9 protein-coding genes and 1 pseudogene are annotated in these 18,609 nt (G+C 46.5%); all 10 read left to right on the top strand.

The annotated features are described in order from the left end of the window. The first annotated feature begins 13 nt into the window (after positions 1-13). Complete coding sequence (locus tag T491_RS0100285; RefSeq protein ID WP_028902100.1) at positions 14-1,894, top strand: FAD-dependent oxidoreductase; 1,881 nt, start codon at positions 14-16, stop codon at positions 1,892-1,894. Beyond that, positions 1,887-3,950 carry an alpha-galactosidase gene (locus T491_RS0100280; RefSeq protein WP_028902099.1) on the top strand — a complete coding sequence of 688 codons (2,064 nt, stop codon included), beginning with the start codon at positions 1,887-1,889 and terminating at the stop codon, positions 3,948-3,950. The genes T491_RS0100285 and T491_RS0100280 overlap by 8 nt, the downstream gene beginning before the upstream one ends. Beyond that, positions 3,947-5,740, top strand: a complete 1,794-nt coding sequence (locus T491_RS0100275; protein WP_028902098.1) for a glycoside hydrolase family 2 protein — start codon at positions 3,947-3,949, stop codon at positions 5,738-5,740. Before T491_RS0100280 ends, T491_RS0100275 begins: the two co-directional genes overlap by 4 nt. 11 nt (positions 5,741-5,751) lie before the next feature. Beyond that, positions 5,752-6,558, top strand: a pseudogene (locus T491_RS18215) (DUF4886 domain-containing protein); the annotation flags it as partial. Positions 6,559-6,606: 48 nt separating this feature from the next. Next, complete coding sequence (locus T491_RS0100270) at positions 6,607-8,745, top strand: glycoside hydrolase family 3 N-terminal domain-containing protein (protein ID WP_369699733.1); 2,139 nt, start codon at positions 6,607-6,609, stop codon at positions 8,743-8,745. Next, entirely contained in the window at positions 8,745-11,216 is a 2,472-nt protein-coding gene (locus T491_RS0100265; protein WP_231480142.1) for a glycoside hydrolase family 2 TIM barrel-domain containing protein, read from the top strand. Before T491_RS0100270 ends, T491_RS0100265 begins: the two co-directional genes overlap by 1 nt. Positions 11,217-11,228: 12 nt before the next feature. Then, positions 11,229-13,673, top strand: a complete 2,445-nt coding sequence (locus T491_RS0100260) for a glycoside hydrolase family 3 protein (RefSeq protein ID WP_028902095.1) — start codon at positions 11,229-11,231, stop codon at positions 13,671-13,673. A gap of 82 nt (positions 13,674-13,755) precedes the next feature. Continuing rightward, the gene (locus T491_RS0100255; RefSeq protein WP_028902094.1) at positions 13,756-14,310 is read left to right on the top strand and encodes an RNA polymerase sigma-70 factor; all 555 of its coding nucleotides are present in this window, start codon (positions 13,756-13,758) and stop codon (positions 14,308-14,310) included. Positions 14,311-14,371: 61 nt separating this feature from the next. Further along, a complete protein-coding gene (locus T491_RS0100250) occupies positions 14,372-15,328 on the top strand; it encodes a FecR family protein (RefSeq protein ID WP_051522875.1) in 957 nt (318 codons plus the stop codon). Between the two features lie 17 nt (positions 15,329-15,345). Next, complete coding sequence (locus tag T491_RS0100245; RefSeq protein ID WP_231480141.1) at positions 15,346-18,609, top strand: TonB-dependent receptor; 3,264 nt, start codon at positions 15,346-15,348, stop codon at positions 18,607-18,609.

Below are 18,609 nucleotides of genomic sequence, written 5' to 3'. Positions count from 1 at the left end.
TCATTGAGCTATGATAGAAAGACTCATCACGTTGTTGATAGTTGTAATTGGTTGCCTGACGGCAGAAGCCTCGGAAATCTTTTTAGAGACCGAGAGCTTCAGCCGCCACGGTGGCTGGGTTGTCGATCAACAGTTCATGGATCAAATGGGCTCACCTTATATCATGGCTCATGGTATGGGAGTTCCTGTAGCAGATGCAACCACGGATTTTGAAGTATCTATATCCGACACCTATTATATTTATGTACGCACCTACAATTGGACATCGCCTTGGACCTCACGCCGTGGTCCTGGCAGTTTCCAACTGAAGGTCAATGGTAAATACCTGTCCGAAAGACTTGGCGACACAGGCTCACGATGGCAATGGCAATTTGCCGGCAAAGCCAGACTACGAAAAGGTATCAACGCCATAGCCCTACATGACCTGACAGGTTTTGACGGGCGATGCGATGCTGTGTATATAACCACCTCACCTGTATTGACAGACTCATTGTCAAACATGACAACAACCCAACAACTACGTCAACGTTTAAATCCCAACAAGGTGACCCATGCTGGCCGATTTGACTTAGTGGTTGTCGGTGGTGGCATTGCAGGCATGTGCGCAGCCGTTAGTGCAGCCCGATTAGGCAGCAAGGTAGCATTGATCAACGACCGTCCACTATGGGGTGGCAACAACTCATCAGAGGTACGTGTCCACCTAAGCGGTATCATTGAGGTCGGTCAATATAAAGGTCTTGGTCGCCTCATCCGAGAGTTTGGTCATTCAAACAAAGGGAATGCAGGCCCCGCAAAAACCTACGAGGATGACAAAAAGAAAGCATTCCTTGAAGCTGAACCAAACCTTACACTCTATCCTTCTTATCATCTGGTAGGTGTCAAGAAGGCTAACAGCAACATAGAATCCGTAACCATACAGAACATATACGATGGCCAGCAATATGAACTTGAAGCACGCCTGTTCAGCGACTGTACAGGTGATGGTACTCTGGGTTTTCTGGCCAATGCCCATTACCGCATGGGTCGCGAGGCCAAAGCCGAATATGGTGAGAGTTTAGCACCTGAAACGACTGATTCAATTGTTCAGGGTGCATCATGCCAATGGTATTCAGAGAAGCGTTCTCATCCATCCACATTCCCGGAATTCTCATATGGTGTAGATTTCAATGCTAACAATTGTGAGCGAGTGGACAAAGGCGAGTGGAAATGGGAAACAGGTATGAACCGCAACCAGATAACCGAAGCAGAACGTATTCGTGACTACGGCATGATGGTTATCTACTCCAACTGGAGCTGGCTCAAAAATCATGATCACTCAAAAAAGAATTACGCCAACAACCAACTGTCTTGGGTTGCTTATGTCTTAGGCAAGCGCGAGTCACGACGTTTGTTGGGCGACTACATCCTGTCAGAGGAGGATATTAATAAAAATGTATTCCATGAGGATGCCTCATTCACTACGACATGGGCCATCGACGTCCATTCCGTAGATTCTATGAATCACATCCATTTCCCTGGCAATGAGTTTAAAAGCCGGACTGTACATCGTTGGATTTACCCCTATGGTGTTCCCTACCGCTGTCTCTACTCCCGCAATGTAAACAATCTGTTTATGGCTGGAAGAAATATCAGTTGCACACACATCGCACTTGGTACCGTCCGTGTGATGCGTACAACAGGCATGATGGGCGAAGTGGTTGGCATGGCTGCAGCCATATGCAACAAACACCGAGCACTTCCACGTGATGTATATCATCACTATCTCCCTGAGTTGCAAGCACTCATGCAGCAAGGAGTTGGACGCAATGACGCGCCAGACAATCAACGTTTTAACGGCCCGAATCAGTTACTATCGGTTCCCAGGGCTTTCATGACAAGAAACCTTTATGAATAGATTTTTCATACACCTCATCATGTTAAGCACCATGGCTCTGTCACCCGCTCATGCGGAGAGACAGAGTTATGCCGTCATGCACGGAGATACACTAAAATTGGGTAACAGTCTTGTGGAGCGCACCTTCCTTTGGAATGGTGGCGCTCTGAAGACTGTACGCTTGGTTAATAAGCAACATAAAACAGCCATCCTTGCGAAAGGAACTATGCCTGATTTCGCTATGGTCAAGGCTGAGGTTGACAGTGCCTGGATAAAAACCGAGTGGCTATCCGCTAATGGGGTTCATCCAGCGTATCTAAGAGTCAGTGTATGGTCACGTCAGGGTACACTTGAGTGCTTACGTCAGTTCCGTGTTTACGATGATTGTCCAGCAATTGCCTGTGACTATTATCTCAAAGGACGTATCAATCCGCTGCATCAAAGTACAGTGGTCAATCATGCCGACCGCAAGAACATCGAGTCGACCGCCGATATGGGTATACAACTGAAAACACCGACAATTGACAGGATTCAGCTTGATGGAAACCATTGGCAGACACGTGTAGTAGAGTTTCTTGATTATACCGACTGGAACGATAATCTTGTAGTAGAACGCCAATTCATCCCATATCGTCGTACAGGTCATAGAGGGAACCTTCTCTTTTCGAAAGACGAACTAACAGGAAAGGGCTTTTTCTTTCTGAAAGAGGCACCAAGTTCAAGTACACAGTTACATTACACCGGCTCTGACTTCATCACAGATTTCAATGATTTCATGGTTGTGAGTCCTGGTTTTACTCATCAGGATATCAGTCCTGACACATGGACCCGTATCTATGGTTGTGTGATAGGCGTATGGAATGATCGAGAAGTGGATGCTCTTATTGCCCTTCGCTCTTATCAGAAACAGTTACGGAGCGCCGCATCCCAGCGAGACGAGATGATTATGCTTAACACATGGGGCGACCGGAGTCAGGACGCCAAGATTAACGAGGCATTTTGTCTGGCAGAGCTTGACCGTGCCAAACGTCTGGGTATCACCGTATTTCAGCTCGATGATGGCTGGCAAACGGGAAAGAGTCCAAATTCCAAAACTTCAGGCGGTTCGTTTAATGACATCTGGAAAGACAATCTTTACTGGACACCCAATAAAAGCAAATTTCCTCATGGTCTTGAACCTATCGTGAAGAAAGGCAAAAAACTCGGCATCCGCATAGGTCTCTGGTTTAATCCGAGCATACAGCATGACTTTGCCGATTGGCAGAAAGATGCAGATGTCATCATTAAGCTCCATCAGCAATATGGTATTGAGTGTTTCAAGATTGACGGTTTACAGATACCGAACAAAACGGCAGAGACAAACCTACGGAAGCTTTTCGACCGCGTCTCTACCGAAACCAATCATCAGGTGATCTTCAACCTCGATGCGACGGCTGGTCGTCGTGGCGGCTACCATCTGTTCAACGAGTATGGTAACATCTTCCTCGAGAATCGCTACACCGATTGGGGGAACTACTATCCGTACCGCACACTCCGTAACCTATGGCAACTCACCCGCTATGTGCCTGCAGAAAAACTGCAAGTGGAGTTTCTTAACAAATGGCGTCATGCTGAGAAATATCCTGCCAATGATAGTTTCGCCCCTGCGCACTATGATTTTGACTACCTGTTTGCCATCACCATGGCAGCCCAGCCGCTGGCATGGATGGAGGCCGCCAATCTACCCCAAGAGGCATTTGCATTAGCAACACTCATGAGTCAATACAAGACTATCCAGCATGCCTTTCATCAAGGTATCATTTTACCCATTGGTGAAGAACCTTCAGGACGTGCCTGGACGGGATTTCAGTCGATGACGTCAGAAACGACAGGCTATTTCATCGTCTATCGCGAAGACAACCAGCGTCCCCAAGCCGAACTGTCAACATATCTCAAGAAGGGCGCCACCATTGGCTTAGAACTTATTGCCGGACGAGGTAGTTCGTTTAAGGCACATACAGATGACGAGGGCAGACTGTTGTTCAAACTCCCTCAGAAAAATCAGTTTGCAATCTATAAATACACGATTATAAAATGAAGAAGATCATATCTTTATTACTTTTTTCCCTATCAACTGTGGCTGTCATGGCGGCCGATACGTACATCTCCAATGTCTATGGTAGGAGCTACCAACTACTCAATGGCAAATGGGATGCGATTGTTGATCCCTACGATGCAGGACGTGGAGCCAGGATTTTCTTAAATCAGAAGCCCACAGGGAAAAGCGACTTTTATGAATATGCCTTTGAAAATGGCATGCGCCTGAATGTTCCTGGCGACTGGAACTCCCAAAACACAGAGCTGAAGTATTACGAAGGGACGATTTGGTATTCACGCCATTTCAATGTCCGAAAAGTTGGTACAGAACGACGTTTTCTCTATTTCTGCGGGGTAAGCTACCGCTGCAATATCTACCTCAATGGTGCGCTCATCGGTTCACACGAAGGTTCATTTACGCCTTTTCAGTTTGAAGTCACCGATAAACTGAAGGATGGTGATAATAATCTCATAATTGAGGTGAACAACCGTCGCCAGCAAGATGCCATCCCCGCATTGTCGTTCGATTGGTGGAACTATGGTGGAATTACACGCGATGTGATGCTCGTTACCCTTCCTCAGACCTATATCAGCGATTACTTTATTCAATTAGACAAACATCTGCCGAACGTGATTCATGCAGAAGTCAGTCTCTCTGACGAGAAAGCTGACGAGACGATAACGCTACGCATACCTGATTTATCAACGAGCATCAAGATGAAAACCGACAAATCTGGGAAAGCAAAGAAAACCTTCAGGATAAACAAATTACAACGCTGGTCACCAACACTTCCTAAGCTCTATGATGTAGAGATAGAAACAAATACGGATCAAGTCAGCGAGCGCATCGGATTCCGAAACATTGAAACGGCAGGTACAAAAATCATGCTGAACGGGAAAGAGGTTTTCCTGCGAAGTGTCTCTTTCCACGAAGAGATTCCTCAGCGCATGGGACGTGCCTGCACGCTTGGCGATGCCGAGTTTCTGCTTAGCGAGGCCAAGGCTTTAGGAGTAAACATGGTACGTTTGGCACATTATCAACAAAATGAGTATATTGTGCGTCGTGCCGAAGAGATGGGTATCATGCTTTGGCAGGAGATTCCTGTATGGCAAGCCATCGATTTCACCAACAAGGAGACTCTTGCCAAGGCTCAGCAGATGCTTCTTGAGACCATCAAACGGGATCGCAACCGTTGTGCCGATTGTTTCTGGGGCATTGCCAACGAAACCCGCCCTTCAGAAGCACGCCATGTATTCCTCACGACACTGCTTGAGACTGGCAAAGACATAGATACCACCCGACTCTTTGTGGGAGCTTTTGACAACGTGTATTTCCAGCAGTCATCACAACACTTCGAGATGCACGACGCGTTTATCAACCAACTCGACATGATTGGTGTAAACAAATATATGGGCTGGTACGCAGCCTGGCCACTATCTCCTGAGAAATGCATCTGGCAAGTAGCCGAAAACAAACCACTCTTCATCTCAGAATTTGGAGGCGAGGCCTTATATGGACAGTCGGGCGACGAAACAGTAGCCTCTTCATGGAGCGAAGACTATCAAGCCAAGCTCTATCACGACAATCTCACCATGTTCGAGGGCATTCCTAACCTCGTTGGTATTTCACCATGGGTTCTGTTCGACTTCCGTTCCCCCACTCGTTTCCATCCACGCAATCAGGAAGGCTGGAACCGCAAAGGACTTGTCTCCGATCAGGGACAGAGAAAGAAAGCATGGTATATCATGCATGATTTCTACAACCAGATGAAAATGAAATACGAATTTTAAACCACTTTTCAATGATACACAATCCTATGATAAGAATCAAACAGCTACTGCTCATCGTTATCCTGACTTTAGCAACCTCAGTCAGTGCGAAAGACGGCATTGTCCGCATCCTGGCCATCGGTAACAGTTTCTCTGAGGATGCCGTCGAGCAGAACCTTCATGAGTTGGCTGCTTCCGACGGTCATCAGACCATTATAGCCAACCTGTATATTGGAGGCTGTTCTTTGGAACGCCATCTGAATAACGCACGAAATAACACCCCTGACTATCGCTATCGAAAGATCGGGACAGACGGTATTCGCAAACAGTCAGACCACATGACCCTCCAGCATGCATTAACAGATGAGAAATGGGATTACATCTCTCTTCAACAAGCCAGTGGTTTGTCTGGACGTTATGAAACCTATGCCCCCTACTTCCCAGAGTTGCTGACTTATGTAAAATCGTTAGCACCAAAGGGGTGCAAGATTATCTGGCACCAGACATGGGCCTACTCCATCGATTCGTCACACGGTGCATTCAAGGATTATGGACATCAGCAGATGCGTATGTATCAGGCAATCATGGACTGCTCGCAACGCGCCATTAAGGAAAATGGTCTTTACATGGTTATTCCCTCGGGTACTGCGATTCAGAATGCACGCACCACGTTTTTGGACGACAACATGAACCGTGATGGTTACCATCTGAATCTGTCCTATGGCCGTTATACCGCAGCTTGCACATGGTATGAAGCCATCTTCCATAAAAACGTAGTTGGCAACAGATTCGCGCCTCAGGGTATGCATCCCGACATTGTGAATGTGTGTCAGCAGGCTGCACATGCTGCAGTGCTTAAGCCATTCGAGGTGACCATTCTCAGCAACATGAAACCAAACGATGTATTATACAAGAATCCATCCATACCGATAGATATCCGTGTCAACGACCTTCTCTCTCGCATGACCCTGAAAGAAAAGATCATGCAAATCAACCAATACACCCTTGGTACCAACAATATTGAGAACAACAAAGGTGTTGAGGTGAAGCAGATTCCTGCCGAGATCGGGTCGCTCATCTACTTCCCCACAGACCCAGAGCTACGCAACCGTATGCAGCGTCATGCCATGAACGATTCAAGGTTGGGGATTCCCATTCTTTTCGGATATGATTGCATTCATGGATTCCGTACCATCTTCCCTATTCCATTAGCCCAGGCTTGTAGCTGGAATGTGCCCTTATTTGAAAAGGGCTGCCGCGTAGCTGCACAGGAATGTCGCATGAGTGGTGTCGACTGGACATTCTCGCCCATGATTGATGTCAGTCGCGATCCTCGATGGGGACGTGTAGCAGAAAGCTTTGGCGAAGATCCTTATGCCAACGCCACCTTTGGCAGTGCTGCCGTGCGTGGCTATCAGGGCCGGAACATGTCAGATAGTCTGTCAATAGCAGCATGTCTGAAACACTATGTGGGCTATGGTGCTTCCGAGGCTGGTCGTGATTACGTCTATACCGAGATTTCCAGACAGTCACTTTGGGATACTTATCTTCCTCCCTTTGAAAAGTGCGTACAGGCAGGTGCAGCTACGCTGATGAGTTCGTTCAATAATATCAGCGGCATTCCTTCTTCGGCCAATCACTACACACTGACTGAAGTGCTACGCAAAAAATGGGGATTCCGTGGGCTCATGGTATCCGACTGGGGCGCTGTTGAACAGCTCGTCCATCAGAACATGGCTCGCGACCTGAAGGAAGCTGGTCAGCTCGCACTCAATGCCGGTGTGGATATGGACATGATGTCGCATGCCTACGACACCTATCTTGAGACGCTCGTCGATGAGGGAAAGATTTCAACAAGCACCCTTGATGAGGCTGTTCGCCGTACTCTACGAGTTAAATTCCAATTGGGATTATTTGAACATCCTTACACGCCTGTATCAAAAGCAGAAGATCGTTTTCTGCGTCCACAGAGTGTAGCGGCAGCCCGCCAGATGGCAGCCGAGTCGATGGTCCTCTTGAAGAATGAGCACCAAGTACTACCTTTGAAGCAGGGATTGAAGATTCTTGTAACAGGTCCTGTTGCCGATGCGACTCACGATCTACTGGGCTGTTGGTGGGGACATGGTGAGGATGGCGACATCGAAAAACTCAACGAGAGTATACAGAAAGAGTTTGGGTCGCAGGCAGAGGTTCGTTATATCAAAGGGTGCGATTTCGATGGCACTGATGAGCGTCAGTTCAAACAGGTAGAGAAACTCTCTCGTTGGGCAGATATTGTTATCACGTGTGTGGGCGAAAAAGGCTCATGGAGTGGTGAGAATAATTCGCATGCAGACATTGCGCTCCCTACAATCCAGCGTCATCTCATCCAATGTGTCAAAGCTTCGGCCAAACAGCTGGTACTGGTACTTGCCAATGGTCGGCCTATGATTATTACAGATGAAGTTGCCATGGCCGATGCCGTTATTGAGATGTGGCAACCTGGCCTTTATGGAGGTTCGGCAGTGGCAGGTATTCTGTCTGGTCGCATAAACCCTTCAGGTCGTCTGGCAATGACTTTTCCCTATTCTCAAGGACAGATTCCCATCTACTATGGACGTCGTCATAGTGCCCGTCCACATCAGGGCTTCTATAAAGATCAGACCAGCGAACCACTCTATCCGTTTGGCTATGGTCTCAGCTACACCACATTTGCTTATGGTGAGCCCAAGACTGCTTCACATGAAGTAAAAGCTGGCGACAAGTTCGATGTCATCATACCAATAACCAATACTGGTCAGCGTGATGGTTTGGAGACCGTCTTCTGGTATGTCTCTGACCCCTATGGAAAGATTACACGTCCTGCACAGGAGTTGAAACATTTTGAAAAGAAACTGATCAAGAAAGGTGAGACCGTTGATTTCGTATTCCATGTGAATGTCAATCGCGACTTCGGTTATGTTGATAGCGAGGGGAAACGTTTTGTTGAGCCGGGCGACATCATGATTTTTGTTGGTGATAAGAAACTTAAGTTCACAATCAAATAATGCAGTTATTCTTTCAACATATCAGGCTTTCTCTTCTACTATGCAGCTGCTTTAGCATAGCCACTCTTTTTGCTCAGCGCACAGTAACCGAACTCAGTACGGGATGGCGCTTTGCTTTAGGCGAAAGGGCAGGAGCCGAAGCCACATACTACGATGATAAAGCATGGCAGGAAGTACGCGTTCCTCATGACTATGCCATCCTTGGACCATTCAGTCGCGACAACGATCTTCAGGACGTACGTAACATTCAGAATGGTGAAACACAAGTAAACCGCAAGACTGGGCGCACTGGTGGTCTGCCCTACTATGGAAAAGCCTGGTATCGGCGCTCATTCACGGTAAAAGGCAAAGGCCGTTGGTTCATCTATTTCGACGGCGCCATGAGCGAAGCTACCATCTTTGTCAACGGCACCAAGGTGGCGTTTCAGCCAAATGGCTATGCAGCCTTTGAAATAGATGTCACTCCTCATGTACATCAGGGGAAAAACATATTAGCTGTCCAACTGGATGCCAAAGCACACTCTTCGCGCTGGTATCCTGGCGCAGGTCTTTTCCGCAAGGTTGAACTACTACATACTGCCAGTCATTACATCCCCTTATGGGGGACTCATGCCATTCCCCTCTTGCAAGGCGAACAAGGCATTATCAATCTGACCACCCGTATTTGCGGAGGTAATCAGGAGGTCATGCTTCAGAGTCAGCTTTTAGATGCGCAAGGTCATGTTGTCGCTCAGACCATAAACAAGCTGAAAGAACAGGACTCATCCCTATGCCATCAGAGGATCGTTATTGACAAGCCGCAGTTATGGAGCCCGGAAAGTCCTTATCTCTATCGGTTGGTGCAACAGGTTATATGGCGAGGCAAGGTCGTTGACAAACAGGTACAGTCTATCGGTATCCGTTCGGTAGCGTTTCGCCCATACGAAGGATTTTTTCTCAATGGTCAGCGACACAGTATTCAAGGCGTATGCCTCCACCACGACTACGGCATGCTTGGAACGGCAGTCAACGAGTCGGCTCTTCGCTACCGTCTGCAGTTACTCAAGGATATGGGATGCGACGCCATTCGCACATCGCATAACCTCCCATCATCGCTTCTGGCTCAGCTCTGCGATGAGTTAGGATTCATGCTCATGATCGAGCCGTTTGATGAATGGGATACGCCCAAATGCGAGAATGGATTTCATCGATACTTCGACAAGTATGCCGATGACCTCGTCCGCCAGATGGTACGCCATTTTCGCAATCACCCCAGCGTAGTACTATGGGGCATCGGCAACGAAGTACCCAACCAGCGCGATGAGAACGGTTGGAAACTTGTTCAGCATTTCCAGCAGATATGCCACGAAGAAGATGCCAGCCGTTCCGTTACAGTATGTATGGACCAGATTCCCTATGTACTGAAAAACGGATTCGAGCGCGAGATTGATATTCCTGGTATCAACTACAACACCCAGAACTACCCCCAAGCCTATGCCCAATGGCGACAACATATCATCTTAGGGTCAGAAACTGCCTCAACAGTCAGTTCACGTGGTGTATATAAATTTCCAGTACAACTACGGGAAATGGCTATGTATGATGATCACCAATCATCAAGCTACGATGTAGAGTACTGTAGCTGGAGCAACACACCTGATACCGACTTCGCGCTTGCAGATGATAACCCATGGTATGCCGGACAATTTGTTTGGACGGGATTCGACTATCTTGGTGAGCCGACACCTTATAATAATGACAGTTGGCCCAGTCATAGTTCTGTTTTCGGCATCATCGATCTGGCAAATATCCCTAAGGACCGCTATTATCTCTATCGCAGCAAATGGAATCGTCAGGCGCATACACTTCATGTACTCCCCCACTGGACATGGCCAGGACGCGAAGGCCTCATCACACCAGTCATGGTCTATACCGACTATCCTGAAGCCGAACTCTTTGTCAATGGCCGCAGCATGGGACGACAGCGTAAACTGTCGGCGACAGAAGTTGCCACTTCGCTGCATGACTCACTGGCATTGCTACGCCGTTACCGGCTCATCTGGGACAACGTCAAATACGAGCCAGGGCAGATTCAGGTTGTTGCTTATGACTCTATGGGACGTGCCACCTTGAACAAAACTATCAAGACCGCAGGTGCACCTCATCATCTTGTTGTTGAGACCATCAACGATACAATCAGCCAAAGCGATGGAAGCCTGGCCTTCCTCCGGGTGTCAGTGGTTGACAAGGAGGGGCAGCTCTGTCCAGATGATAACCGCTTGGTCAGTTTCTCTGTTTCAGGTGTAGGCAGATATGTGGCAGCTGCCAATGGAGACCCTACCGATCTCCACCAGTATCACCTGCCCCAGATGCCACTTTTCCATGGTCAGCTGATGGCTGCCGTTTCAGCCCTGGGCCGTAAGGGAACCATCAGATTTACCGCCCAAGCAGATGGCATAGCCCCCTGTACATTCACACTGATAACAAAATAACATTGACAGAATATGAAAAAATTATTGTATTTACTTTTATGCTTCTCAGCGTTCAGCCCTGCTAAGGCTCAAATCATTGATGAGTCAGCCAAGCAACGGGCCAAACAATTAGTCAGCCAGATGACACTCCGCGAGAAAATCGACTACCTCGGCGGTGAGACCTCGTTCTCCTTACGTGCCATTCCACGACTGAACATACCACGTATTCTCCTTGCCGATGGTCCGCAAGGCATCCGTAATCATGCCCCACACAGTACACTCTATCCTTCAGGCATACTCACAGCCGCCACATGGGATCGTACACTGGCACGCAAAGTGGGCGAAGGACTTGGCCTTGATGCACGAGCCCGTGGCGTTGGAATTCTCCTTGGCCCTGGTGTCAACATCTATCGTGCACCAGTGTGCGGTCGAAATTTCGAGTATTTTGGCGAAGACCCGTACCTGACCTCAGAGATTTCCAGTCAGTACATTCAGGGTGTACAATCGAAGGGTGTCATGGCTACTATCAAACACTTTGCAGCGAATAATCAGGAGTGGAATCGTCATCACGCCAGTTCAAATATCGACGAGCGTACCCTTTTTGAAATTTATTTCCCTGCGTTCCGCAAAGCTATCCAGGAGGCACATGTAGGCGCAGTCATGAACAGCTATAACCTACTCAATGGGGTTCACGCCACAGAAAACGAATGGCTCAACGTCCATGTGCTACGCAATACCTGGGGATTCGACGGACTACTCATGTCCGACTGGACCTCTGTCTATAGCGTAGTCAACACTGCCAATCACGGACTCGACCTCGAGATGCCTAAAGGCCGTTATATGAACTACGACAATCTGATGCCAGCCATCAGGAAAGGTCTCGTCACCGAAAAGACCATAGACCTGAAAGTCCAGCATATCCTGCAGTCACTCATTGCCTTTGGACTGCTAGACCGCGAGCAGAAGGACACCACACTACCACTCGATAATCCAGCCACTCGACAAATGGCGCTCGACATTGCACGTGGAGGTATCGTGATGTTAAAAAACGAAGACCATGTGCTGCCACTCCGTGGTAGCATTGCCATCATAGGCGAGAATGCCGATCAGATAACCACAGGTGGCGGCAGTGGAAATGTCAGCCCATTCCGTTCAACCACCCTCGCAGATGGTCTGAAGGCAACTGGAAGGAAGATCATCCAACTGACCGACAATGTCATCTTTGATGATATCTCTACTCAGGTGTATGCCGACGAAGACATGACACAACATGGTTATCAGGCTCAGTATTTCAAAAATCAAAAAATGGAAGGGCAGCCTGATTCTACCGGAATCGAACAGCATATCAACCATACCTGGCGTGCTGCTGCCATTGGTGCAGGTTTCCCTGCCGACCACTTCTCCGCCCGCTGGACTTGTTACTATCAACCCCAAGCTGATGGTTTGCTGCGTGTATCCTTAGGAGGCGACGATGGCTACCGTATCTTTGTTAATGACAGTCTGCTGACCGGCGATTGGGGCAACCACTCCTATTCAAGCCGTGAGAAGACTATCAAGGTAAAAAAAGGTGTAAGATACTGCTTCCGACTGGAATATTTCGATAATATCAGCGATGCCTATATCAATTGTAACATACGTTTGCTCAACGAGCAACGCCTGATGGCAGGACTTAAGAAAGCCAATCATGTGGTCTATGCTACTGGTTTCAATTCAAACATTGAAGGCGAAGGGTTCGACCGTCGCTTTGCGCTCACCGAGTATCAGGAAAGTATGATTCAGCGTCTGGGGCGCATCCATAAGAATCTGGTAGTTGTTCTCAATGCAGGCGGTGGTGTCGACATGAGTCGCTGGCTCTCATCTGCAAAGGCCGTTCTGATGGCTTGGTATCCAGGTCAGGAAGGCGGTACCGCACTGGCAGAAATTCTCACAGGCAAACTCTCGCCTAGCGGCAAACTGCCCATTTCCATTGAGCGTCGATGGGAAGACAACCCTTGTCATGATAGCTATTATGCCAACGACAAGAATCATGAGTCAACATCAATCACCTATTCCGAAGGCATCTTTACTGGTTATCGCGGCTACGATGAGTCGGATACCCAGCCGTTGTTCCCATTCGGTTTTGGTCTGTCCTATTCTTCTTTTGCTTACTCCAATCTTGCTCTGAAGCCAGTTGCCGATGGGGTTGAAGTATCGTTCGACATCAAGAATACTGGAAAATGCGATGCAGCCGAAGTTACAGAGGTTTACGTCAGCGATATAGAGTCGTCAGTAGCCCGCCCCCAGAAAGAACTCAAAGGTTTTGAGAAAGTGATGCTCAAGAAAGGCGAGCAGAAACATATCACCATTTCTCTACCATCCGACGCCTTTAAATTCTACGATATCGATACTCACCAGTTCGTACTCGAACCAGGTCTTTTCAATATTATGGTAGGCGGTTCATCAGACAATCTGCCATTAAAAGGCACTATAAACCTGTAATATATTGTTATTCGTGGAGCCAGCTTTATACTCTATAAGGCTGACTCCTTTTTTCTGTTCTCCAGAAGTCGTCCACTTCATCATGATCATAGACTTATATCAGTATAATAGTTTCTTCATTGAAAATCAGCAACGACTCATTCATTTTGCTTCGGTCTATGTACGAGACAACATGGTTGCAGAAGACTGCGTCATAGAAACAATGATGGAATTTTGGGAACGACGACAAAGGCTTCCCGACAATACCAATATACTTGCATGGGTTCTTACTATACTTAAGCACAAGTGCATTGATTATTTAAGAAAGGAAAGAAGACTACAAAGTTCAAACGACTATAACGATTCTATCTGGGAACTTGATGAACGTATTACTGCTCTTGAGGATTTCGACCCTCATGAGATTTTCACCCAAGAGATACGCAATATCATCGACAGTACCCTCGATGCCTTACCTCCACAGGCGAAACAAATATTCATTTTATCTACCTATGAGAATAAAACTCATCAAGAAATAGCAACTATAACCAACCTCACCCTTCGAGGCGTAGAATACCACTTGTATAAAGCCAAGGATGCGTTAAGACAATCACTAAAGGATTATTTACCAGCCATGGTGCTATTTGTTTATTTTTGTTAAATAATCAAGACTTTACTATGAGTTTAGTTTCATAGTAACGTTAACTTTATGAACTTAAGCAATGATGGACAAAAATCTATTATATCGTTACTTTATTGGCCATGCTTCTGCCAACGAAATACATCAAGTCAGAACATGGAGCGACGAGTCAGATGAGAATCAAAATCTGCTTCGTCGTGAAAGGAAACTGTTTAACGCAATGATCATGGCTGGGTCTGTTAAGAAGCCTATGCCTATCAACAATGATAAGACATATCGGCCAACTAATAGGATATGGCTACGGATAGTCGGTATGGCAGCCTGCATAGCAGCCATTTGTTGCATTAGCATCATTACCATTTTCATAGGGCACTCCGACACACAACTTGCCATGCAAACTATTCATGTACCTTCGGGGCAGAGTGTTGACCTGATCCTGCCAGACAGTTCACATGTATGGCTCAACGCCAATACTCGCATGACTTATCCTCTGTCCTTTACCAAAGGAATACGTGAGGTATCCATTGAAGGAGAGGCCTTTTTCGAGGTGAAGCACCATGATAAATGGCCTTTTATTGTTCATACCCCGCATATGGATGTGAAGGTTCTTGGCACGAAGTTTAATGTAGAAGCCTATTCTGACAAGCCACTCACAGAGACCTCACTCATAGAAGGCAAAGTACAGATAACACTTCCTAAACAGGATGGCGTATCTCCTCAATACATATTGCAACCTGGCAGAAAGTTATCGTTAACAGAAAATCAGGTAGTTATAAGTGACATAACCGACCCGGAGGTTTATCGGTGGCGTGATGGACTCTATTGCTTCAATAACAAAACTATCGTTGACATTATGCACGATTTCGAGAAATACTATGGTATAAAAATCGTAGTTCAAGAAGAAAACCTTAAAAAGGTCGTTCTATCTGGAAAATTCCGTATAGCCGAAGGCTTGAACTATGCTTTGGACGTTTTGAAATCTGAAGTTCATTTCAGTTATCACCGTAGCAGCGACAACAATACATTATTTATCAAATAACCAAACCTAGTTTATTTATGAAAACTTATTTAAAAGTATCTCTATTCTCGTCTATGTTCACTTTGAGCATGCTTCCAGCTCAAACATATGGACAGAATGCAAAGGTAACAGTAAACCGAAACAATGTTACTGTAAAAACAGTTCTAAACGACATCGAATCGCAAACGAACTATCTGTTTATTTACGGCAAAGACATTAATGTCAATCGCCTCGTCAATGTGTCATCATTGCAGCAACCTACCAGTAGTTTATTAGACAAACTATTTGAAGGAACGAACATCAGCTACGCATTATGTGGCAATCACATTGCGTTAAAACTGGAGAATGAAGGACGAACTGCTACCAGTACTCAGCAAAAGGGTGACACCAAGACGATTAAAGGTCGCGTCTTTGACTCTAACGGTGAACCCCTTGTAGGCGTAGCCATATCGATTGAAGGCACTAATCGCATGTCAACAACCGATATGGATGGAAACTATTCTATCAAGGCAACAGAGGGTGAAACGCTCAAATTGACCTACATTGGTTTCAATCCTTTCTTCCAGAAAATCAGCAGAGGAAACAGCTATAATATCACGATGAAAGAAGACACCAAAGCACTTGATGAAGTGGTGGTTGTAGGTTATGGTACCATGAAGAAAGCCGATTTAACCGGTGGCGTTGTCAACGTTGGTGAAAAGGACCTGAATCGTGTGGCAAGTTTTAACCTGATGGATAAAGTAGCAAGCCAGATACCTGGATTAAATATCACAACTGGCAATGCTGCTCCAGGTGTAGACCAGTCCATCCTCATCCGTGGTCAGAACTCTCTTACGGCAGACAATGCTCCTCTCGTGGTTCTTGATGGCATTCCCTATAATGGTTCTTTAGCCGACCTTGATCCAAATACCATAGAGAGTATGAGTGTGCTGAAAGATGCATCAGCAGCTGCCATCTATGGTTCACGCGGTTCTAATGGTATTATCCTTATCCAGTCAAAGAAAGGGCGTATTGGTGCACCGCATGTTTCCTACAGGGGTGAGTTCAGCATCTCAGAGCCACAGCATCGTGTTAACGTCATGAGTCCGGAAAAATACTTAAAATTCAAACAAGATATTGCCCGCCTTCAGGATGGATGGGAAGGTGAGCAACTCAGACCAGAGAACATCCTCAGTGCCAGCGAGCTCAGCAACTATTATCAGGGTATTACTAACGACTGGCAGGACATCATTTTCCGCACAGCCTTTTCTCACGACCACCAGATCAGTCTTTCGGGTGGTACCGAACAAACTACTTACAATGCCGCTCTTGCCTACCTCAATCAGCAGGGGGTAGTCTTTAATTCCCGCATGGAGCGCTATAACCTCGACCTTGGTGTAACTCAAGTACTCAACAAGTGGCTCACCATTGGTGTCAATACCAAGTATATCCAGAAACAGTCTGGTGGCATCACCCCAAATATCGAGCATGCCGTCAAGCAGAGTCCTTATGGCATCTTCAAAGAGGAGAATGGTAACTATTATGAGGAGCCTATGGACCAGTCGCTCATCCGCAATCCCATGGTGGATGTTAATGCCGATCAAGACAACACCAGCCGCAACCTCATCATCAACTCCTATGCCAATATTGTATTCCCCGTCAAAGGGCTCTCTTTCCGAACCAATTTCGGATATAACAACCGTACTATTTTTACAGGAACTTATTACGGTCGCGACACCTTCACCGGTAAAAGCGTAGGCGGTAAAGCCTCTATCAACAACACACACTATTATGATTACACTTGGGAAAATATCCTGAAGTATAATCGTACGTTTAGGAAACATACCATCGACCTTACAGGTTTATTCTCTTTGCAGAAGACATGCAGCAACAAGGCTGGTGGCTCGGCTGAGAGTTTTATCAACGATGACTCCAGTTTCCATAACCTGAGTGCTGGCGAGAAGAACAAGACTGTGACCTCAAGTCTCCGCGAAACCCAGATGTTGTCATACATGTTCCGCGCCAACTATAATTATGCAAACCGTTATCTGCTCACACTTACTGGCCGTACAGATGGCTATTCTGCTTTTGGAAAGAACAACAAATATGCATTTTTTCCTTCTGTAGCAGTAGGTTGGAACATCCATCAGGAGGCATTCTTGGCTAATACACATGACTGGCTCGATCAGTTGAAGATCCGTGTCTCCTATGGTTCCAATGGTAATCAGGCCATCAACCCCTATCAAACACTCGACCGTCTTCACATTGGTACTTATGTATGGGGCGACAATGGCTCTACTGCCAACGCTGTCTACCTGCCTAACGACGGTGCAGGAAACCCGAACCTCAAATGGGAGACAACTCACACCTTCAATCTTGGTATCGATTTCTCATTCCTCAATGGACGTATCTATGGTAGTATTGATACCTATGTTTCCAATACAAAGGACTTGCTCATGAAGCGTACCGTACCTATTATGAACGGTTATAGCACCATCATGGACAATATCGGCCGTACACGAAACAAAGGCATAGAAATCAGCTTAAATACAGTGAACATCAAGCAAAACGATTTAGAGTGGCGTACAGGTATAAACTTCTCACTCAACCGCGATAAGATTATTGACGTTCGTGGCGATAAGAAAGACGACATCACCAACAAATGGTTTATCGGACAGCCTATACAAGTGTACTACGATTACAATGTTGTAGGTATCTGGCAAGAGGGTGATACCTATACCACTACCGATGCCAATGGAAATACCGTACAAATCCAGAAAGGTGCCAAACCTGGCTCTGCCAAACTCCAAGACACCAATGGCGATGGTGTCATCAACTCTAACGATAAAGTCATTATCGGCTCAAAGAAACCAAGTTTCCGTATGGCGATGACCAACGAACTCACATGGCGAAACTTCTATTTCTCAAGTCTGATTAGCGGTACCTTTAAGGTTACACGTGAACTGAACGAAGCCAATATCGGTTCTTGGGCTTACAATCTCTATAACTATCTGGAAGATGCCGACTACTGGACTCCAGAGAATCCGAATGCCAAATATTGTTCTCCTGTATACAGCAATTTTGATGGACATACCTTCTATCACGACTTTACCTATATCCAGATAAAGAACATCACTGTTGGTTATAACCTTGATCACAGCCTCGTTAAGCGCATGCATCTCCAAGGAGCATCCGTCAACCTCAGCGTGAATAATGCATGGACATTCTGCGACATCCGCTCCATGCTCAATTACGACAACAGCTGGTTCGCTTCATACCCAACAGCTCGTTCATATGTATTAGGTATCAATTTGACTTTCTAA

This window comes from Prevotella sp. P6B4 (assembly GCF_000619985.1).
Lineage (GTDB): Bacteria > Bacteroidota > Bacteroidia > Bacteroidales > Bacteroidaceae > Prevotella.
Note: the sequence above shows the minus strand (reverse complement) of the source record. Positions and strands in the feature narration are given on the sequence as shown.